Source organism: Psychroflexus sp. ALD_RP9 (assembly GCF_017311165.1).
Classification (GTDB): domain Bacteria; phylum Bacteroidota; class Bacteroidia; order Flavobacteriales; family Flavobacteriaceae; genus Psychroflexus.
Genome location: NZ_CP062973.1, coordinates 301,151 through 322,096, shown reverse-complemented (window position 1 = coordinate 322,096; position 20,946 = coordinate 301,151). Strand labels below are relative to the sequence as shown.

The 20,946-nt window shown below is 31.8% G+C and carries 14 protein-coding genes and 1 other RNA gene; 4 read left to right on the top strand and 11 right to left on the bottom strand.

Annotated elements, in window-relative coordinates; all coding sequences use genetic code 11:
* Positions 1-111: 111 nt before the first annotated feature.
* The gene (fumC, locus tag IMZ30_RS01465) at positions 112-1,506 is read left to right on the top strand and encodes a class II fumarate hydratase (RefSeq protein ID WP_207038789.1); all 1,395 of its coding nucleotides are present in this window, start codon (positions 112-114) and stop codon (positions 1,504-1,506) included.
* Between the two features lie 47 nt (positions 1,507-1,553).
* Here fumC and IMZ30_RS01460 read toward each other — a convergent pair whose 3' ends face one another.
* The 3 genes from IMZ30_RS01460 to prfB all read right to left on the bottom strand — a co-directional run bounded on the left by IMZ30_RS01460 (position 1,554) and on the right by prfB (position 4,029).
* Positions 1,554-2,528, bottom strand: coding sequence for a CTD-interacting factor (locus IMZ30_RS01460; protein ID WP_207038788.1), 975 nt, complete (start codon positions 2,526-2,528; stop codon positions 1,554-1,556).
* A 52-nt stretch (positions 2,529-2,580) separates the two neighbouring features.
* Positions 2,581-2,922 carry an arsenate reductase (glutaredoxin) gene (arsC, locus tag IMZ30_RS01455; protein WP_207038787.1) on the bottom strand — a complete coding sequence of 114 codons (342 nt, stop codon included), beginning with the start codon at positions 2,920-2,922 and terminating at the stop codon, positions 2,581-2,583.
* Positions 2,919-4,029, bottom strand: a protein-coding gene (gene prfB / locus IMZ30_RS01450) for a peptide chain release factor 2 (protein WP_207038786.1) whose coding sequence is annotated in 2 segments (ribosomal slippage) — positions 2,919-3,965 and positions 3,967-4,029 — 1,110 coding nt in all. Because the reading frame shifts where the segments join, the coding sequence is not laid out codon by codon here. The genes arsC and prfB overlap by 4 nt, the downstream gene beginning before the upstream one ends.
* A 79-nt stretch (positions 4,030-4,108) precedes the next feature.
* On the opposite strand from prfB, the gene IMZ30_RS01445 reads away from it, so the two are divergent.
* Complete coding sequence (locus IMZ30_RS01445; protein ID WP_207039658.1) at positions 4,109-5,131, top strand: threonine aldolase family protein; 1,023 nt, start codon at positions 4,109-4,111, stop codon at positions 5,129-5,131.
* A gap of 7 nt (positions 5,132-5,138) precedes the next feature.
* Here the strand turns inward: IMZ30_RS01445 and IMZ30_RS01440 are convergent, their stop codons facing one another.
* The 5 genes from IMZ30_RS01440 to ffs all read right to left on the bottom strand — a co-directional run bounded on the left by IMZ30_RS01440 (position 5,139) and on the right by ffs (position 13,709).
* On the bottom strand, positions 5,139-5,912 hold the full coding sequence (locus IMZ30_RS01440) for a T9SS type A sorting domain-containing protein (RefSeq protein ID WP_207038785.1): 774 nt from the start codon (positions 5,910-5,912) through the stop codon (positions 5,139-5,141).
* Between the two features lie 123 nt (positions 5,913-6,035).
* Positions 6,036-11,912 carry a T9SS type A sorting domain-containing protein gene (locus tag IMZ30_RS01435; protein WP_207038784.1) on the bottom strand — a complete coding sequence of 1,959 codons (5,877 nt, stop codon included), beginning with the start codon at positions 11,910-11,912 and terminating at the stop codon, positions 6,036-6,038.
* 147 nt (positions 11,913-12,059) lie between these two features.
* The gene (gene fsa / locus IMZ30_RS01430; RefSeq protein WP_207038783.1) at positions 12,060-12,713 is read right to left on the bottom strand and encodes a fructose-6-phosphate aldolase; all 654 of its coding nucleotides are present in this window, start codon (positions 12,711-12,713) and stop codon (positions 12,060-12,062) included.
* 11 nt (positions 12,714-12,724) lie between these two features.
* A complete protein-coding gene (locus tag IMZ30_RS01425; RefSeq protein ID WP_207038782.1) occupies positions 12,725-13,531 on the bottom strand; it encodes an SDR family oxidoreductase in 807 nt (268 codons plus the stop codon).
* A 79-nt stretch (positions 13,532-13,610) separates the two neighbouring features.
* An RNA gene (ffs, locus tag IMZ30_RS01420) (signal recognition particle sRNA small type) lies at positions 13,611-13,709 on the bottom strand.
* A 94-nt stretch (positions 13,710-13,803) separates the two neighbouring features.
* Between ffs and IMZ30_RS01415 the strand changes: the two genes are divergently transcribed.
* Positions 13,804-14,835 (top strand): glutaminyl-peptide cyclotransferase, encoded by a 1,032-nt coding sequence (locus tag IMZ30_RS01415; RefSeq protein WP_207038781.1) that lies wholly within the window; start codon positions 13,804-13,806, stop codon positions 14,833-14,835.
* A gap of 1 nt (position 14,836) precedes the next feature.
* A complete protein-coding gene (locus tag IMZ30_RS01410; protein WP_207038780.1) occupies positions 14,837-16,381 on the top strand; it encodes a hypothetical protein in 1,545 nt (514 codons plus the stop codon).
* A 6-nt stretch (positions 16,382-16,387) separates the two neighbouring features.
* Here the strand turns inward: IMZ30_RS01410 and IMZ30_RS01405 are convergent, their stop codons facing one another.
* The 3 genes from IMZ30_RS01405 to IMZ30_RS01395 form a co-directional block, all read right to left on the bottom strand.
* The gene (locus IMZ30_RS01405; RefSeq protein ID WP_207038779.1) at positions 16,388-17,560 is read right to left on the bottom strand and encodes an LETM1-related biofilm-associated protein; all 1,173 of its coding nucleotides are present in this window, start codon (positions 17,558-17,560) and stop codon (positions 16,388-16,390) included.
* 79 nt (positions 17,561-17,639) lie between these two features.
* Positions 17,640-18,446, bottom strand: a complete 807-nt coding sequence (locus tag IMZ30_RS01400; protein WP_207038778.1) for a hypothetical protein — start codon at positions 18,444-18,446, stop codon at positions 17,640-17,642.
* Positions 18,447-18,554: 108 nt separating this feature from the next.
* Positions 18,555-20,870, bottom strand: coding sequence for a hypothetical protein (locus IMZ30_RS01395; RefSeq protein ID WP_207038777.1), 2,316 nt, complete (start codon positions 20,868-20,870; stop codon positions 18,555-18,557).
* Positions 20,871-20,946: the final 76 nt, after the last annotated feature.

Genomic DNA, 20,946 nt, shown 5'->3' with positions numbered 1-20,946 from the left:
TAATTCAAAGATTCTGGTATTTATTTTTTTTAAATAAATTTTGTGATAACTGTACTTTTTTTAAACACAGTAATTGAGTTTCATTAAATTTGTAGATAAAAATATAATATCATGTCATACAGAATTGAAAAAGATACAATTGGCGAGGTTAAAGTTCCTGAAAATAAACTTTGGGGAGCACAAACAGAACGTTCTAGAAATAATTTTAAAATAGGAAGAGCCGCATCGATGCCTCTAGAAATTATATATGGTTTTGCTTATTTAAAAAAAGCAGCCGCTTACACTAATGCCGATGCTGGCGTTTTGTCTATAGAAAAACGTGATTTAATCGCTCAGGTATGTGATGAAATTCTTGAAGGTAAACATGACGAAGAATTTCCGCTAGTTATTTGGCAAACTGGTTCAGGTACCCAAAGCAATATGAATGTAAATGAAGTTATTGCTAATCGCGTTCATCAGATTCAAGGACACAAACTTGGCGAAGGTGAAAAGACCATTGCGCCAAATGATGACGTCAATAAATCTCAATCATCGAATGATACATTTCCTACAGGAATGCATATTGCGATATACAAGAAGATCGTTGAAGTTACTTTACCAGGAATTCAACAGTTAAGAAATCAATTAGAAGTTAAATCAAAAGCTTTTGCCGATGTAGTTAAAATTGGCCGTACGCATTTTATGGATGCTACTCCTTTAACTTTAGGTCAAGAATTTAGCGGTTATGTTTCTCAACTTGATCATGGTTTAAGAGCTCTTGAAAATACTTTACCTCACTTACTTGAACTAGCTTTAGGCGGTACAGCAGTTGGTACAGGCTTAAATACACCAAAAAATTATGCAGAAAATGTAGCAAAATATATTGCTGACTTTACTGGATATCCTTTTGTATCAGCTGAAAATAAATTTGAAGCACTTGCTGCTCATGATGCATTGGTAGAAACTCATGGTGCTTTAAAACAGCTAGCCGTTTCTTTAAACAAAATCGGTAATGATATTAGGATGCTATCATCTGGTCCTAGAAGTGGCATTGGTGAGATCAACATTCCTGCCAATGAGCCTGGTTCATCTATAATGCCTGGTAAAGTTAATCCTACACAATGTGAAGCTTTAACGATGGTTTGCAGTCAAGTTATTGGTAATGATGTTGCTGTAACTACTGGCGGTATGCAAGGTCAATTTGAGTTGAATGTATTTAAACCAGTTATGGCTGCTAATGTTTTAGAATCTGCTGAATTACTTGGCGATGCTTCGGTTTCTTTTGATGTTAACTGCGTAAGAGGTATAGAACCTAATCAAGCACGAATAGACGAACATCTAAGAAATTCGTTGATGTTAGTCACAGCTTTGAATACTAAAATAGGATATTACAAGGCTGCTGAAATTGCCAATACTGCTCATAAAAACGGTACCACTTTAAAAGAAGAAGCTGTTAATTTAGGCTATACAACAGCTGAAGAATTTGATGAATGGGTTAAACCTGAAGATATGACAAACTCAAAATAAATTAGTTGTACTTAATAAAAAAGCCTCATTAAATTGAGGCTTTTTTATTAAGTGTAAGCATTTTTAATAGCTTCTACAGAGAATTTTTCAATTTCACCAAAACGATGAATGTTTACATCTAGCGGTAACTTCTTTTTAACACCTTCTAAGCCTTCATAAGAATGAATGTTTTTTGATAACTTGATAGTTTCACTAGGCTTTATTTTGAGCTGGTAGGAGGCTGGTATAATTAATAAAAAACTTATATCTGGATACAGTTTAATCCATTTTTCAAGTTTAGTCTCTGTTAATTCTATAATTTCAGAAGTGAATGGCGGATCTAAACTCCAATGTCCAGGGTTTTTAGGCTTATCTTGATTAAAAAAACTTCCTTCGCTACCAAAAATGAGATCAGTTTCTTTAAATAAGCTATAAAATTTACAGTCATCTTTTCCTAAAAGTCTGGCATTAAAAGGAGATGCAAAACCCTCATTTCTAATTCCCCAATTAAAAAATAAGTCATAAACATCTTGTGGTGGACCAATATGTCTGGTCTTAGCATAAATTGAGGCATATCTCAATGCTGCTATTAACGTAGACTCGTAAGCTTTAATAAGATCGTATTTTTTAGAGACATAATTAATAGCCTTATCAACATATTGGTTTCTCGATAGCTTAAAATCTTCTATTTTTAAAGAATTATCATCAGCTGAAATGCTTATCTCATTTGTGTTTCTTGCATCTTTTTTAGTGATTTTTATTATATCTAAGATGCTCTCAAATTCTACTTTAGATGGTTTAATTTCAGTATATTTAAAACCATCAATAAGGTTTTTAATATTTAGTTTCTTAAAAGTGTGATATATATCAAAGGCTTCATTTGCTTGTAAAGAGTTGATTAACGAATTTTCTAGTCCGGCTTTTAGCTGGGCGCCATCAAACTTGTTTTTTAGTGTTTCACAAATTGCCTGAATGATTGTTTGACTATACTTCCAATTTTGATATTCGCATACTAAATCCTTGCTCTTAATTACGTGAACCATGTTTTTTCTTTAAATAAACAAGGTTTCAATTGAAATGCATGTTTAAAAAAACTTAAATTATTGATTTAATTTGTTCTGGTGGTCTACCAATTACTGCTTTTTGATTGTTAATAACGATTGGTCGTTCAATTAATTTAGGGAATGAATGCATTGCTTTGATAATATCCTGATCACTTAAATCTTTCCCTTTAAAATTTTCTTTCCATATTTTTTCATTGGTTCTAACCACTTCAATTGGTCTCTTATTTAGCTTTTTTAAAATTGATTCAATTTCTGTTACTGAAGGAGCTTCATCTAAATACTTAATAATTTCAAACTCAACCTTAGCTTCCTCTAATATTTGTAAACCTTCACGAGATTTTTTACATCTTGGGTTGTGGTAAATTTTTATCATAATTCTTCTGTTTGTTCCGTTTTTTGTCCTTCTGCCATAAGGTAAGCTTTTAAAAATTCATCAATGTTTCCGTTCATTACGGCATCAACATTGCCTGTTTCATAGTTTGTTCTAACATCTTTAACGAGTTTGTAAGGATGCATCACATAATTTCTAATTTGAGAACCCCATTCAATACTTTTTTTCTCAGATTCAATTTCATTTCGGGCTGATAACTGCTTTTGTAATTCAATCTCATAAAGTTGAGATTTAAGCATTTGCATTGCTTTTTCACGGTTTTCTAACTGCGAGCGAGTCTCAGAATTATGTATAATTATACCGCTTGGGTGATGTGTTAAAATGGCTTTGGTTTCTACTTTGTTTACATTTTGGCCACCAGCACCACTCGAACGCGCAAAATCCCATTTTATATCTGCAGGGTTAATATCTATTTCTATGCGGTCATCAACTAAGGGATAGACGTAAACCGAAGCAAAAGAAGTGTGACGTTTAGCGTTACTGTCAAAAGGAGAAATTCTAACTAATCGGTGTACACCATTTTCACCTTTAAGCCAACCAAAAGCATAATCGCCTTCAATTTCTAATGTTACTGTTTTTATGCCTGCAACATCTCCAGATTGGTTGTTGAGTTCTTTTATTTTAAAGCCTTTTCGTTCAGCCCACATGATATACATTCGCATAAGCATTTCAGCCCAATCGCAACTTTCGGTACCACCAGCACCAGCAGTAATTTGTAGAACAGCTGTTAGCTCGTCACTTTCATCTGAAAGCATGTTTTTAAATTCTAAATCTTCAATTGAGGCAATTGCTTTAGCGTAGGCAGTTTCAACTTCAGTTTCGGTTACTTCGTCTTCTTTAAAAAATTCGTAAAGAGTTTCGGTTTCTTCAACTAAAGTTTTGGCGTGGTTAAAATCTTTTATCCACTGTTTTTCCTTATTGATTTCTTGCATGATAATTTGGGCTTCACGTGGTTGATCCCAAAAATCAGGCGCAAAGGTTTTTTCCTCTTCATTTGAAATTTTTATGGCTTTAGCATCTAAGTCAAAGATACTGTTTTAGAGCGGTTAATCTTTTTTGTAATGATTTGAGTGTGTCTTGATTAATCATGTCTAATTTTTTGAACAAATTTAGAAAATATGAGTTGGCATATCAATACCTTTATTGTTTATTTGAAATAAAAATTGTTATGCAAGTCGATTTAAGAAGTGATACGGTTACAAAACCAACTCATGCTATGATGCAAGCGATGATGAAGACTGAAGTTGGTGATGATGTTTACAAAGAAGATCCTACAGTTAATAAGCTTGAGGATTATGTGGCTAACTTATTTGGTATGGATGAGGCTTTGTATTTTCCGACAGGAAGTATGGCTAACCAAACCGCAATTAAGTTGCATACCCAACCTGGTGAACAACTGATTTGCGATAAATGGGCGCATGTATATAATTATGAAGGTGGTGGTGCATCTTTTAATAGTGGTGTTAGTTGTAAGCTACTTGATGGTAATCGCGGTATTATTACTGCCAAACAAGTTGAAGCAGGAATCAATGCTCCAGATTTTTACCATAGTCCTTTAACTTCTTTAGTTTGTTTAGAAAATACAACTAATAAAGGTGGCGGTGCTTGTTATGATCTAGAGGAAATTAAAAAGATTAGAGAAGTATGCAATCAGCACAATTTAGGTTTGCATTTAGACGGTGCAAGATTAATGAATGCTATTGTGGCTAAACAACATGAACCTAAAATTTATGGTGAATTATTTGATACGATATCAATTTGTTTGTCAAAAGGTTTAGGAGCACCTATGGGAACTGTTTTAGTTGGTGATTCTAGAATAATGAAAAATGCTATTCGAGTAAGAAAGGTTTTAGGTGGTGGTATGCGTCAGGTTGGCTTTGCAGCTGCTGCTGGTCTTTATGCTTTAGAAAATCATTTAGAGCAACTGAAAGTCGATCATCAGAAAGCAAAAGAACTAGAGACTTGCTTAAACGAACAAAGTTATATAGCTTCAGTTGAAAATGTAGAAACGAATATAATTATTTTTTATTTGAATTCTGATTCAATTTCAGAACACGATTTTTTAAATCATTTAGATCAACATTCAGTTAGAATCAGTAATATGGGTGAAGGTAAAATGCGAATGGTGACGCATTTAGATTACACAAATGCCCAACATGATTATGTTAGGCATTTATTAGATAACATCTAAATATAACTTATAATACCACTAAACGCTTGGTAAATTGTTGTTGGTCTGTTTTAATTTGTAGCATGTAGGTGCCTTGTTTAACTGAGGTGCTTAAATTAAGCATTGAGCTATTAGTTTGAATGTTTCTTTTGTCTTTGAATACTTGGCGTCCTAGTTGGTCATAAACTAAAAGTTCAACGTCTAGACCTTTTAGTAAATGTGTATCTATATTTACAAAACCATCCTTAGAAGGGTTTGGATAAATTTTTATATTTTTTGATGTTATCTCTGTAGTAGATAAAGTGTTATCAAAAGGATTTGTAAATACAATTTTAAAACGTTCTGGTGAAGCTGAAATTTGATTGTTTTCAACACTGTAGTAGATAATATTTGTTCCAGGAGTTAGAGTTGAATAGGTATTTGCCATACTGTCGTATAAATACACTTGATCATTTAAATCACTATTAATTTCAAGTTTATAATTTGTAGCAACGTAATTATAAAAGTAAAATTTAATTTCTGTATTTGGATTATATAAATTTCTTTTATCAATACTCAGATAGTAGCTTTGATTTAGAATTGCTATGCTTTCATCAGGATTCCACATTTTCCCTGCATCTTCATTTAATACTTGGTCAGAGTAGAGTTCATTAAATTGAATCCTAACACCATCAACTAAAATTTCATCTGTATTAGTCACTCGGTAAAGATCAGCTGTTATTTCTCCGCTATTGTTATTCTGCATACCATAAACACTCCCGAAAATGGTCATTAAACATGTTAAAAAAGTAATTGATTTCATAAGTATTGTTTTTGCATACATAAAAATAGCAAAAAATATTAATTGTAAGCAAAAAATATAATTTTTTAACATAAAAAAACCTGAGAATTAATCTCAGGTTTTTTCTTTAATCTTTTGAATTAACTATTTAACGATCAGTTTTTTAGTCGATTTAATATCACCATTATTAAATTCTATAAAGTAAATACCAGGATTTAAAGCAGTCTCTAAATCGATTTGTTGTTGTTTTATTGAAGGCGAGTTAATAAGTCTTCCAAATTGATCATAAATATTAACTTTAATGTTTTCGAAGTCATAGTTTCCTTTTATGTTAATCAATTTACCAGAATTCGGGTTCGGGTAAATGCTAAGCGCTTCAATGGAGTCTTCAAAATTCTCAAAGTTAAGCGTTGTTGGATCAAAAATAATCTTAAAACGGTTAGAGTCAATCGATTCAGTTATGGCTTCATCAATTTCAACATCAATTGAATTTTGCCCGCTTTCTAATGCTGTATAAGTCTCTAAATATTGATCATATAATATTGCGTTTTCAACATTAGTGATATTTATTTTAAAGATATAATTAGTTGAAGTAAAATTCCATAAGAATAAATTTATTTCAGTATCCTGATTTAAAGTATTTCTTTTATCAATACTCAAATAATCTTCATTATTTTTAATTGCTAAACTTTCGTCATTATTCCATAATTTTAAAGCATCTTCAAAGTTAACTTCATCACTATATTGGCTTCCAAACTCAACTTTTGCACCATCAACTAAAGTTTGATTTTTAAATACTTCAATATTAACTTCTTTAAAGTCAGTATTATTTGAAGTATTTAAAACAACATTTGTGACTTGCCCGGCTTTTTTATAGTTTTCTTGAAAACTTAACTGAGGTGAAATTCCTGTATTTTGTATAAAAAAGGCTTGGCCAGGTTGTAAGTATTTGTCTTGATTTGAACTTGGCGTTGGCGAGCCATTAATGGTGTTTAAGTCTACAGCTACATAACCACCACGCTGATTTAGAGTTGGGTCATAAACATAATAATAGTTTGTTTGAATATCAGTTGAATTGTTAGTTAATTGTTGCATATCAACTTTAGCTTGATATAAGTTCCCAATTAAATTCCAGCTTCCAATGGCTTCAGAATTTAATAAATTGCTATTGACATTTGTATTACCATAAACTAGGTTTTCAGCATTGTCTTTTATTCTTAATGTTGTTGCACCTCCGACAACTGAGTTTGAAAATAAACTAGTAGACCTGTCGCCTCTAATCAAAACTGTGTAAGCATTGCCAGCAATTAATGAATTAGATTGCGTATTTGAGATTGAATTCCATTGTTGAAACGAATTATCCCAACTAAATATAGACGAATTACCAGTGAGAGTTTCATCGAAACCATCAGAGCCTGTGTTAGATCCAGTTATATGAGTTCCAAATCCTGGATTATTGTTATTATTGTGTCCATTAGCAACATAATCATTCCAATTTTCGTTATAGTTTGAAATTTCTCCAGAATTATTATTTTGGCCTTCTTGCCAGTTGTCATTAATTGAAGTTGTTGTAGAAATTGGTGATGATAAATATCTAAATGCACGGTTAGATTGTGGAATAAATTGCTCAATTATAATCCCACCACTGATTGATGAACCGTTAGCAATTTGACCGATAGATGCCGTGCCTAACGCATTACTTCTTAGAGTTAAGGTGTCATTAGTAGTAATATTAATATTTCCTGCATCTATTGTTAGGGTTTCAAACAAATCGATGTCCGTGTCTAGTGTGAGATTGTTTGAATTACTTAATTTAATCGATTTTACATTTATTTTGGTTGATGAGGTTAAATTTTGGGCAGTTGAGCCTTTAAATTCTAGATCTGCATCTGTAGCATTTAACTCACCATCGTTTATGATATCACCAGAAAAGGTTGTTGCCGCATTTAAATTTAAAGTTGCGCCAGCATCAATTTGTAGGTTATTGCAAAAGTTAATTGAGTTTAAACTAGTTGTTCCTGATTCTACTGTAAGATTATCCTGAATTGTTGCAATGCCATCAGGATTTTCTGGAGACCAACTTGTGCCATCATAAACGTAATCTATACTTGCTTTTTTACCCAAAAGAGAGATATTATCTATCCCAATATATTCATCTAAACTATTATTAAATACTTTGAGCGTTACACGTATGTTACTGATTTCTCCACCACTTTCATCTATACTCAGATTAATGTTTCCACTCAAGTCTTGATCTGTTCCAGTAGATAGAAGGCTTACTTCACCTTGTGAAACATCATCATAAAATAGTTCATAAGATAGAACATCAACAGCATCATCTAGATTTAAATATTCATAGTCAAATGAAAAAGAAATGTCGTTATAGTTAGAAACATCGACATTAACTAACTCGATCAACTCAGGATTTGAAGCACCTGTGATGGCTAGAAGGTTATTAATACCAAAAATTTCACCAGAAAATAAAGTGTTGGAGAATTCATTTACGTTAACATTTGAAGTGTTAATTTCTCCGAAATAATTAATATCCCAACCTGCATTTGTAAGTGAACTTACAGAATTTATAGTCCAAACAGGTGTGGTGTCATCCCAATCTTGTAATGCAATGACTTCTTCATCTGTGATATCAAAACTTGTTGAAGTAATCGAGGTAAACCCTGTTGCGTTAGCAGTTAGAGTTAAGCCTGTACCTGTAGCGTCGTGAACGATATCACCGAATGAAGCAAAGGCGTTACTAGTTTGGGAAGAAGTCGTACCACCAACTAAACTACCTGTAGATGTGATATTGACTTGTATTGTTGAGGTTGTATCTTCATTGCCGTTAACATCGCTCAGGCTTACTTCGACTGTAGACATGTTTTGAAATATTAACGTATTTGTAGGCTGAGATGAAAAAGCAAGTTCAGTACCTACAACGTCTATGGTTATTTCTGGACCTGTAATTGTTTCTGTAACGTAAGGTGAATTAAATCGACTTCCTGAAGTATTTGCACTGAATGCTGTATTAGAAGTTAATATTTCAAAACTAATAATAGCGCCATCTACAATATTAGTTGTATTTAAAAAAGCGTTTACTTTGAGTTCTAAACTTGATGAGTCTTCAATAATTATCGGTGTGTTAAACACAAGTGTAATTTCGGTATCAGTTATTGTTGAAGAATCTGGCGTATAAGTTGTAGTCCCATCACTTAAAACAAGTCCCGAAATATGATCACTCCAGTCAGCTGTATTTTCAGTTGAAGGCGTAAAACTTACTCGCGTAACATTGGTCGATAAACCATCTGGACCTGTATCATTTAAACTAAAACTAAAAACTTCGAATGTAGATGATGCATCAGTAAATGATGCGGCTTCAATAATTTGATTAGTTGATTGCGACACAGGCGTGTTCACTAAACTTGTTTCATCAAATGTACCTAAAATTTCAAATAAGTTACTAGTACCGCTAACCAAACTTGTCGGAGCTGAATTATCTTCTGCAGATAAAGAATTGTCGATACCAATTGAAGAATAACTTAAATCATCAAATGTGGCAATACCGCTGGCTGCTTGTTCTGTAAGAATTGAACTAAGGCTTATTGTTGATACACCACTTGGTGTTAATGTAATATCTTGTGAATAATCAGTATCTAAGTTATTATTAATGTCTACCGCAGCAACTTCAACTGCTGGAACTATTGTTTGTCCAATTAACGTATTGCTAGGTTGTTTTGAGAAAATAAGTTCAGTTGCAACAACATTTAGAGTAATTTCAGGTCCTGTAATAATTCCGTTGCTCTGGTTTTCTTCAAAATTTGAACCTTGATTAGTAGAACTAAATTCGTGATTAGAAGTATCAATCTCTAAAGCTATAATGCTATTATCTACAATTGGATTATTTGAAAGTTCAACTGAAGCAGTAAGAGTTAAAGTTGAGGCATCGTTCACTTCAATCGGTGTTGCCGCAAAGCTTAAGGTAATGGTGTCTTGAGTGGTAGTAAAGCTATCTGCTATATAGGTTTGTGTTCCGTCTGATAGGCTAATGTTGTTGATAACATCTTGAAAATTAGCTGTATTGTTATCTGCTGAAGTAAATTTAATTTCAGTTACAAAGGTTGATAAACCATCTGAAGTCCCTAAGTCTTCAATATCAAATCTGAAAACTTCAATTGGTGTTCCTGAACTTGTATGGTCTGCAGCAATGACTGTACTTGGTAAAATTTGAGCAGTAGGTGATTCAATTTGTGTATCTGCATCAGTTTCAATTACATTAAAACTTGAGGAAGAATTTGAAGTTAATGTTCCATCAGTTGCTTGAAGTGTTTCTGCGGTGGCTATTTCATCATAAAAAATAGCATTAAAATTTGCTTCACCATTTTCAGCAAGTACCGAATTTGTAGCATCGACTGAGATGTCAATACCATTGAGATCATCTGAGCTTAAAGTAATCTCATTTGAGTAATCTGTATCTAAATTCCCGTTAATGTCTTTAGCTTGAACAGTTATAGTTTCAAAATTTATATTTACAAAATAGTCACTTAAAAAGGTGTTGGTGAATATTAGTTGAGAAGCTTCTACATTAATGGTAAGTTCTGGACCTAAAATATCATTTCCAGAATTAATTTCGCTTAAGAAACCATTACTGCCAGTTGTGGTTGAAAATCCGAGGTTGTTGTAAGTAACTTCAGCTTGAAAAAGACTTTGATCGCTATCAACTGGCAGTGTTTCATCTAAAAATAAATTTATTTTAAAGTATTTAGAGGTATTGTCTAAAATGTTTATTGTTGAACTTGATAAGTCTAAACTTAGAGAATTTGCCGTTTGTGTTACTTCAGCTGATGTAAGTATTAGTGTTGATGCACTCGTGAAATCTGAATTATCGCTATACGTTATTACAACTTTATTAAGGTCTAAACCATCCCAATTAAAGGTATTATTGTTTCCTTCTCGGAGCGTCATTTGGCTAACTTCTGTGTTTTTTCCATCAGGAAAATTACTGTCATCTTTAATTTCAAAAAATATAGATTCAAAACCAACACCTGAGTCGATGCCACCAAAATCTACTGTTTGTTCATTCGCTGTTATTGTGTTTGAGGTTGAATTATTAGAGATGTTTAAAACATCAGATGTGTTAATTGTATTAATATTAATGCTGTAATCTTCAACTTCGATTCCGTTTTGATTACCACAATTTGAAGGATCTGAAGTCCCTTCTTTAATAACTACTCTTAATCTAGTCGTGCCTAAGGTTGCATTTACAGGAACTTCTATAGCTTGCGTCAAGGTTGATGTAGTATTAGCGCTAATTTCACCAAAATCAATACTTTCAGATGAGTCATTAAAATCACCATCACGATTAAAATCTATCCAAACAATAACTTGAGAAGCTTCTGTGCTGCTTGAGCTAACATTTAAGTCTAAATCAAATACTGTGTCTCTGAAAATCTCAATTGGACTAAGATTGGTATTATCATAATACTCAGTTGATTCTGTTCCGCCAGCGTCTGAATTACTAAAACCATCTGTCGAGATGCTATTAATATCTGTATCACTAGCACTATTTGAACTTATAGAGCAATAATTAATTGTAAATAAAATTGAATCTGAATTAGCTTCATTTGTGATGTTAGTATTATATAACTTACCATTGTTACAGAATGCAAATATGGTGATATGATATGTTTTACCTTCTTCTAAGCCACTTATGTTAACGCTTTCATTAGAAGTATTTGCTAAAAGTTTTGAGTTGTCACCACCTAAAGTTGTAGCTGCCATAAAATTTAAGTTAGCTCCGGTTGTGTAAGTAGTTCCGTTTAAAGGAGTAAAAGTTGTTTCTGATGCTTCACGACCAATAACTAAATATCGAGTGTCTGCACTGACTTCGTTCCAGTTAACTGAAAGAGAGCCAGCATTTACACTTAAAGTTATATCTGAAACCTGTGCAGGAGTTGTTGAGCATTGCGCTTTTGTTTTAATACTGAATAATAAAAATAAGCAGGATAGAAGAGTAATTATTCGATTCATATTGATAGTGTTTATTCAAAAATAGCAATAAAAATAATTTTAAAGCAATAAATTATAACAAAATCGCTTAAAAAGAACAAGCCCTGAAATATTTCAGGGCTTGTTCTTTTGTGATAAATTTTAAAATAAACGTATCAACAGTTTTAGTTACTTATTTTTATTGTAATCAGCTAAGAATTTTTCTAAACCAATATCGGTTAAAGGATGTTTAAGTAAACCTTCAATAGAAGATAGTGGTCCAGTCATAACATCGGCACCAATTTTAGCACAATCAACAACATGCATTGTGTGTCTTACAGAAGCGGCAAGAATTTCAGTTTCAAACATGTAGTTATCATAAACTTGTCTAATTTCTTCAATTAAGTTAAGTCCATCTGTCGAGATGTCGTCAAGTCTGCCTATAAAAGGAGATACATAAGTTGCTCCAGCTTTAGCGGCTAAAATAGCTTGCCCAACAGAAAAAACTAATGTGCAATTAGTTTTAATTCCTTTATCAGAAAAATATTTTATGGCTTTTATGCCATCTTTTATCATCGGTACTTTTACAACGATTTGGTCGTGAAGTTTAGCTAGAGCTTCGCCTTCTTTTACAATGCCATCAAAATCAGTGGCAATAACTTCAGCACTAACATCACCATCTACAATTTCACAAATTGCTTTGTAGTGGTTAATAATATTTTCTTCACCGGTAATTCCTTCTTTAGCCATTAAAGATGGGTTAGTTGTGACGCCGTCTAAAATGCCTAAATCCTGAGCTTCTTTAATTTGGTCAAGGTTTGCTGTGTCAATAAAAAATTTCATGTGTTGTGAATTTAAAGTTTATAATGGTTTGCTAATAAATTTTCGTAAGTCTTATCTGGCAGAATAGCTTTTAAAAAAGGCGATATTTTTTGTAAATAACTACCAACCTTATAGTGAATTTTAGGTTTTGATTTTAATAATATTTGGTGAACTTTTTTAGCCATTTGTTCAGGGTTTGAACCATGATCAACGTGTTCATTCATTAAATCTAAGGATTTTTGATAGGTGTTTTTGTAAAATGAATTGTTGTTAACTGGCGAATGATAGCGGCCAGAAGCAATATTAGTTGCAAAGTCACCTGGAGCAATATTGGTTAGTTTAATATTTGTGTTTCTTAACTCTAAGCGATAGGCTTCTGTAATAGTTTCAAACGCACCTTTACTTGCAGAATAATGGCCTCTAAAAGGTAAACCCATAAATCCAGCAATAGAGGTTATGTTGATGATAAAGCCCTTATTTTGTTGGCGCATGTACGGCAGTACAGAATTAATTAATTGTACAGGACCAAAATAATTGGTCTGGAAAACCTTAAACATTTCTTCATTAGGTATTTCTTCAACTGGACCAGTAATGCCAACACCAGCGTTATTAATTAAAACATCAATCTTAGATTCTTGTTTAATAATTTCATTAATAGCCTTATTTATACTTTCAGAAGACGTTACATCTAATTGTATAAAATTAATCCCATTGTTTTTAGAATGTTTAGGATTTCGGCTTGTACCGTAAACTTTATAGTTGTGTTTTGCAAGATGTTCGCCGATTGATTTACCTATTCCTGATGAGGCTCCAGTAATGAAAACGATATCTTGCGGCATGATAATTTTTGAGCAAATATCTAATAAATCAAGATAAGAAAAAAATGAAAGAAAGGTAAATCGTGATTGAAAAAAATAAAAAAGGCAAGCGACCTACATCACACCGCTACGACCATCTACCTTTGCTGCGTTCCCGCCCTGGAGGATTCGACAGGAGCTGGTTGTGTAGGACTTGCCGGTTGCAAATATACAATCAAATTTAATTTTGGCAAGGCTCAATTCTACTAAATTCCCTATTTTAGCGTTATTAATTTTATTCTCAAATCATTAAGATGTTTAAAAAACTGATTATCATTTTATTAGCTTTAGTTTTAGTGAGCTGTAAAGATTTTTCTTCAAATCAATTCACTTTGAAAGTGCTTAACCCTGAAGAACTCACACAATCATCAACGCTGAAGTTAAAATTACTAAATCCAAAAGATTTTAGTATAGATTCTTTAAAATTAAAAAACTGGGAATCAAATGAAACTTTAGCTTCAAATTCTGTTTTTGAACTTCAACTTAGTGAGCAAAAATTAGGTGTTAACTCTATTTCAGTTGAAGTATTTTCAGAAGGAGAATCGGTTGAAGTAAAAACATCTTTTACCGTTTACAATAATAAAAAACCTCAACTTTATACCTATAATATTGTTAATGAGTATCCACACGATATAGAAGCTTATACTCAAGGTTTAGAATTTTACAAAGACACCTTGTACGAAAGCACAGGTTTACGAGGAAAATCATCGCTAAGAAAAGTTAATTACAAAACCGGAGAGATTTACAAAAAAGTAAATTTAGATCAATTTTATTTTGGCGAAGGCCTAACTATTTTTAATGAAAAAATTATCCAGCTAACTTACCAATCTAATGAAGGCTTGATTTATAATTTGGATATGGAAAAAATAGGTAAGTTTAAGTATAATGCCAGTAAAGAAGGTTGGGGATTAACTCATGATCATCAGTGGCTTTACAAAAGCGATGGTTCTACTAAAATTTGGAGGTTAGACCAAGAAACTTTTGAAGAAGTTGACTATATTCAGGCAGTAACTCATTCGGCTGTTTTAAATCGTTTGAATGAATTAGAATACATTAATGGTAAAATTTATGCCAATACTTATTTGAAAGATGGTATTGTGATTATTAATCCAGAGACAGGTGCTGTTGAAGGCTTAATAGACCTACGCGGACTTAAAAAGAAGGTGACCCAACATGACCAACTTGATGTTTTAAATGGTATTGCATTCAATAAAAATACAGAACAATTGTTTGTAACTGGTAAAAACTGGGATAAGCTTTTTGAAATTGAATTAATTAAAAAGTAACATGAGATACATCATTAAATTTAGTTTAGTTTTACTTTTTATACTCGGTATCAGTTCATGTCGCGAAGATTTTTCAACTTCAATAAATTCTGGAAACCTTCGTTTTTCTAAAGATACAGTCTATTTAGATACAGTTTTTACGAACATAGGTTCAAGTACCTATCAATTTAAAGTTTACAATAATTCTGATGATGATATCAGTATACCACAAGTGACATTGGCTAAGGGTGAAAATTCTAAATTTAGACTGAATGTTAACGGAAGAACTGGTAAACTTATTAATAATGTTGAAATTCTAGCAAAAGATAGCATTTTTGTTTTTGTTGAAGTTACCGCAGATATATCTGAGGTCGCTCAGAATAGCTTAGAGTTTCTTTATACCGATCAAATTAATTTCACATCTTCTAGTCAAACCCAAAAAGTAGAATTAGTCAGTTTAATAAAAGATGCAAGATTTTTATATCCTGAACGTTTTCCTGATGGTACCACTGAAACTTTATCACTCGGTCAAAACGCAGATGGTGAAGAAGTGTTAATTGAAGGTTTTTTCATGTCTGATCAAGAGTTAGTCATGACCAATGAAAAGCCTTATGTAATCTACGGTTTTGCAGCCGTGCCAAGCGGAAAAACATTACAGATTGAACCTGGTGCACGACTTCACTTTCATGATGGTAGTGGCTTAATTGCAGCAAATGGGGCCACTATTCATGCAATTGGAGATTATAGTAGTACAGATGACTTAGAAAACGAAATTATTTTTGAAAGTGATCGTTTAGAACCCGAATTTTCAGATGTTCCTGGACAATGGAATACCGTTTGGCTAACGGCTGGAAGTACAAACCATATATTTGAGCATGTAACTATTAAAAATGCAACAGTAGGCGTTTTAATGGACTCTAGCGATGGTACCATAAATCCTACTTTGCAACTTAAAAATACTCAAATTTACAACTCCTCTAATGTTGGTTTGTTAGCACGTACAGGTAATATTATAGCTGAAAATTTGGTCATTAATAATGCAGGTCAGGCCGCTTTGAATTTATCACTAGGCGGAACATATGACTTCAAACATTGTACTTTAGTGAACTATTGGCAAAACAGCTTTAGAAATTTTCCAGCCGTGTTAATAGAAAATGAACTTGAAACTCAAGAACAAATATTTGTAGCCGATTTAAATGCAAGTTTTTCAAATTGTATAATTTATGGTAATGAAAATATTGAACTTCAATTTAATGCCAATGAAAATGCTGCGTTTAATATAAATTTTGATCATAGTTTAGTACGATTCAATGATTTTAATAATAACTTTGCTAATGAAGCTTTATACAATTTTGATGATACATCAATTTATACAAATATAATTTTAAATGAAACGCCAGATTTTCTCAATCCGCAAGAAAACCAGTTAATAATAGGTCAAGACTCGGCAGCAAATATTTCGGGAAATCAAACAACGGCTAATCAAGTACCCTTAGACATCTTAAGTGAGGACCGAACATTAATGCCAAATTTAGGTGCTTACCAAAGTATCATTTTTGATGATTAACCTTATTTAATCATTGAGGTTTTCATTGAAAGATGAAGGCAATAGTTTCGGTATAAATTTAATGATAATTGGTAGTAGAACTCCACCACCAGGCAAAGCAAAAATAGCTAGTGAAGGGATGCTTTTAAAAATATCAATAAGCTGCTGTTTAACCAAGCGTTTTTCTTCTGAATTTAACTCCGTATGAGTTGATTTTGATAATAATATTAACAACTCTTTACTTTCATAAATTTCGTTTATTAAGCGTTTTTTATTTCTGATTAATAAGGTCGTTGTGCTACGATAGGTTCGGTCGTAAAAATGTTTTATAGGGTTAGATGTATTAAAATATGAAATTTCATCTCTATGATTTTTAATAAACAACTTTATTGATGTAATTGCTTCATCAGCCTGTTTAGTTGTTAGATTCAATCGAAGTGAAAGCGAGTAAATGAAATCTAGTTCAGAAGCTTCAACCTTTTCATCACTGAAAATCGCCATACAAGCAATATCAAGGATATAAAGTTTAGAGGTTAAAGTCTTTAAAAAATCAAGTTTTAACTCTTCAACATTAGGTGAAAACACAATAGCTTTAGATTGATATCGTAATGAGCTTTCTAGTAATTTTGTTAATATGTGTTCTGTAGATGTTTTTTTAGATTTAAAGTGTAACGCAATTGAAACAATATTAGTTAGAGCAGATTCAAATTTTCTTGAAAACTCTACGCAATCGCTTTTATAAACTGTGAAATGATGAAATGTTTCAACATCAATATTTAAAAAAACATTGGTTAAGATGTTGCTGAAATTACGTTCTAATACGCTAGAATTAGTCTGTACACGTTTGGCAATTATACTCTCAAGTTTAGATTCAGGCGATTGATTTAATTTAAACCAGCTTAAAGGTTTTGTTTTAGGTTTCTCTAATTCGCTATAAAACTCAACTATAAAATCTGTAAAATTAGATGAATCTATTCTTGTTGTAGTTTGAGTGATGGCGTACAATGCAGAGACTAAATTAATTTTTGCAAGTTCTTCTTTTGATAATGTTAAGCTAGATATTGATTGATTTTTAAAGCAGGTTGAAATATTTGTACCATAAACAAAGCCACATTCTCTTAATTTTTGGTAATTAGGATTATCAACTTGATTGAGACTAGATAGCAACTTTGGTATCCACGCATTTGCTGAAGGATTCATTTATTTTAAGTTTAAAGCAAAAAAAAGAGATTGTAAAGTTACAATCTCTTTTAGAATACCGCTCCATGAGTTAGATTAATTATTTTTCTAACATCACAGTTCGTTTAACATAATTAAATGGACCATCAATTGGTTGGTTATTTTCATCTACTAGCTGTAATTCAATTGTATTTTCACCTAGAGGCAAACCTTCCATAACGTATGGCTGCCATTCAGTAATCGTAAATTCCTCACCATTAATAGTAGCTAACACTTTATTACCATCTTCACTAATTTCAGTATTTACTAGATAAAAATCAAGTAAAACTTTATTTACATCTTCACCTTTATAAGTTCCTTTTGGTCTTGAATAAAATAGGTGAGGAGCAGATAAATCAACATTCATTTTTAAGCTATCGGCAGGGTTTCCAGCTGTAATTTTTTTAACAACAACTGCATCAGCATTTTTAACAGACTCGTGATATGAACGAGATAAAAACGCTAACATTACATGATCGCCTTCAGGGATGTCTTTTTTAACTTCAGTTGTATAATGGGCTGAGTATGGTTTATTGTCCATAATGACATGAATATGCTGGCCTTTTGCCGAATTTGCTAGACCATTATCTCCTGCGTTAGGTGTTTGGATACCAAGTTCATAATTTTCAACAGCAAAATTAAAAGTATTTTCACCTGGATTGACTTGAAGCATTGCTTCACCATCAAGCATAAGTTTTGAATCAGCGTAAGCAGGCGAACCTTCAAGAGGAGTTAAGCTAATTTTTTCGGTTTTTACTTCATTAGTTTCTGTTTCTGATTTTGTTTCATCTTTAGCTGCTTCATTATTTTTGCAAGAAAAAGTAAAGGCAATCACTAAAGCAAAAATGCTAAGTTGTAATTTTTTCATTGTTTTATGTTTTTCGTAAAATTAAAAAGCAAATGAGCAACCTATCACAAATTAATACTTTTTAACATATTATTGATTTGACTAAAAGTGATGTTTTAAATTTTGAAGCTATTTTGATATAGCTATTGGTATTTTATAGCTATGAAGTTGACCGCCTTTAGTAATTCCTTCAATAAAAATTATAATTGAGTCTAGTTTTGTATCAACAATTTTTAGCTTAAGGCTAGGTTTTTCACTTTTTACCTGAAGGTTAGGGAACCAAGCTATAGTTCCAAGCTTCTTAAAAACCTGAGTGTTATAAAAGTTATAATTTGGGTTTTTGAATTTTTTAATTGGGGCAAAACCATCTTTAATTTCAACATTTGTAAATAACTGATCTTTATCATCACCATAAATTGCAGTTTTTCTACTTTCAAGCTTAATAACTCCGTTGGCACCAAATAAACCTTCTCCAAATCCACTTTTATTAATTGTTACTGATTCAAATTGATTTAAAGGTACATTACTTAAAAAAGAAGTGTCTGTTAAACGTGCACCATCTAATATTATTGCAACTTCATTACTACCACTTATAGAGCGTTGAGAAAAGGTTTGTACACTAAAAGTTCCTTGTTGATCAAGTACCTTAAACCCTTTATATCTTAGATAAACCGAGAGCTTAAAAAAGCGTTTTACTTCGTCTTCTGTGATGTCTTCTTTATCGCCTCTAGTTAGCTTGACTTTATTCTTTTTTTCTCTCTTTTTTGAAGTTGATATTAACACTTCATCTAATTGATTGGTATTTGTGAAATTTGAAACAATTCTAGAGCTAGACAGATTAGTTTCAGAATACATACTTTTTTGTTCGGGTACATATTTATTAAAATTGATGTCAAAATTATCTTGAAAAATAAATGTATGCTTTAAAGCTAATTTAGGAGCTTTAAAGTTTCTTTGTTTTGTGATAATAGCAAATTTTTGTACTTCCGAATTGATTGGATAGCGATTTTGAAATTCAAATTTTCTTCGGTTATTTAAATATTCTGTAAACTCTTTATTGAATTGTGTTCCTATACCTAAAAGTAAAATGTCATTTGGCTTCAATTTTTGATTAATATTTAGTGTTTGCTTCACCCCATTTTGTCTTTCATAATTTAACTCAGGCGCCTTATATTTTGAAATGTTTTTTGTATATCGACTTTCACTCATTAACATCACAATATCTAATTCAGCTTTAGATATATGGCCGAGGCTTTTAATTAATGAATAGCTATCAGGTGTCAAATAAGGTCTAAATCTGAAGTTTTTTAATATGTTGTTGTGATAGTTATAGGTAATTTGATTTTTAGGTAGGACCGAAGCACTTAATTGAAGCTCAGATTTTTCTATAAACTCAAGGTTAACTTGTATAGAATCTGTGTTTTTAACCTGGTTAATAGTATAGTTACCCTTGAATTTAGTAACATCTGATGTTGTATTAAAAAATATACGCTCTAATAAAGGCTGATCATCTTTTAAGATCAATATTGTATTTAGCCCCTGAAATAGTTTATCTGTGGGAAATGCTAAGCCTTTATTTAAGTCTTTTAGCTTTAATTTTTTTGATAAGAATTTTTCTTCTTGATGAATAAAAAGTGTAAGGTCTTCTACATTAATATCTTTTGTGGCTTCAATATTAAAAAATAAGTAATCTTTAATTTTTTTGAGCTGCATACAAATTCCACTTGACTCTATTTGGTTTATAAAATACTCTTCACTATATCCACCATTAGTTGTAGCTCTGACTTTATATTCATTTCCTTTTTGTGGTTTAAAATTAAGAAGCGCTAAACCGTTTTTACTACTCTTAATTTGCTTAATAATTTTATTGTTTTCAATTAAATCAATATTTGTTTTTAAGCCAACATGGTTTAAGCTTTCTACTCTAATGCCTAAATTATTACTTAAGCCATATACTAAATTTTGGCTTTCAGGCTTTATCTTAATTCTAAACTTTTGCTTTGGAAGTTCAGGTGTTTTAATTTCGTTAATAACCTCAAATGACTCAATAAAAACGTCAGGCTCTTTAAAGTTATTCATATAGTTGGTCATCGCTTTTATAAAATACTTTCCGGGCAGATATGTGCTGTCAATTTTTACTTGACTTATGAAGATGCCTTGATTAGCGAGTAACATTTTAGAGTTTAGTAATTGACCTTGACTATTATAAATAGACAAGTTAACATTAGTTATGTTTTGGTGAAGCTTGTCAGTTTGTCTGTTTAAAGCATAACCTTTTAGCCACAAACTTTCTTCTTTAATTAGCTTTGATTTATTTAAGTGAATAAATAATGATTCTCTTGGCATATCAAAATAGGCTTGATGTTTTTTTATGTAGGGATTTTCTTGTGAGAATATCTGACACACACAAAAGATAGTAAAAGCTAGGGTTATGAAATGTTTCATGCTAATATGTTTAGGTTACATTTAAGAATATGACAATATATAAAAAGCTCACCTATTTAGGTGAGCTTTTTATATA

Excerpts from the sequence above, each read along its gene's own strand:
- fumC (WP_207038789.1), top strand. The coding sequence starts at position 112 with ATGTCATACAGAATTGAAAAAGATACAATTGGCGAGGTTAAAGTTCCT.
- IMZ30_RS01410 (WP_207038780.1), top strand. The coding sequence starts at position 14,837 with ATGAGATACATCATTAAATTTAGTTTAGTTTTACTTTTTATACTCGGT.
- IMZ30_RS01415 (WP_207038781.1), top strand. The coding sequence starts at position 13,804 with ATGTTTAAAAAACTGATTATCATTTTATTAGCTTTAGTTTTAGTGAGC.
- IMZ30_RS01395 (WP_207038777.1), bottom strand. The coding sequence starts at position 20,870 with ATGAAACATTTCATAACCCTAGCTTTTACTATCTTTTGTGTGTGTCAG.
- IMZ30_RS01460 (WP_207038788.1), bottom strand. The coding sequence starts at position 2,528 with ATGGTTCACGTAATTAAGAGCAAGGATTTAGTATGCGAATATCAAAAT.
- IMZ30_RS01405 (WP_207038779.1), bottom strand. The coding sequence starts at position 17,560 with ATGAATCCTTCAGCAAATGCGTGGATACCAAAGTTGCTATCTAGTCTC.
- fsa (WP_207038783.1), bottom strand. The coding sequence starts at position 12,713 with ATGAAATTTTTTATTGACACAGCAAACCTTGACCAAATTAAAGAAGCT.
- IMZ30_RS01425 (WP_207038782.1), bottom strand. The coding sequence starts at position 13,531 with ATGCCGCAAGATATCGTTTTCATTACTGGAGCCTCATCAGGAATAGGT.
- IMZ30_RS01435 (WP_207038784.1), bottom strand. The coding sequence starts at position 11,912 with ATGAATCGAATAATTACTCTTCTATCCTGCTTATTTTTATTATTCAGT.
- IMZ30_RS01445 (WP_207039658.1), top strand. The coding sequence starts at position 4,109 with ATGCAAGTCGATTTAAGAAGTGATACGGTTACAAAACCAACTCATGCT.
- IMZ30_RS01400 (WP_207038778.1), bottom strand. The coding sequence starts at position 18,446 with ATGAAAAAATTACAACTTAGCATTTTTGCTTTAGTGATTGCCTTTACT.
- IMZ30_RS01440 (WP_207038785.1), bottom strand. The coding sequence starts at position 5,912 with ATGAAATCAATTACTTTTTTAACATGTTTAATGACCATTTTCGGGAGT.
- arsC (WP_207038787.1), bottom strand. The coding sequence starts at position 2,922 with ATGATAAAAATTTACCACAACCCAAGATGTAAAAAATCTCGTGAAGGT.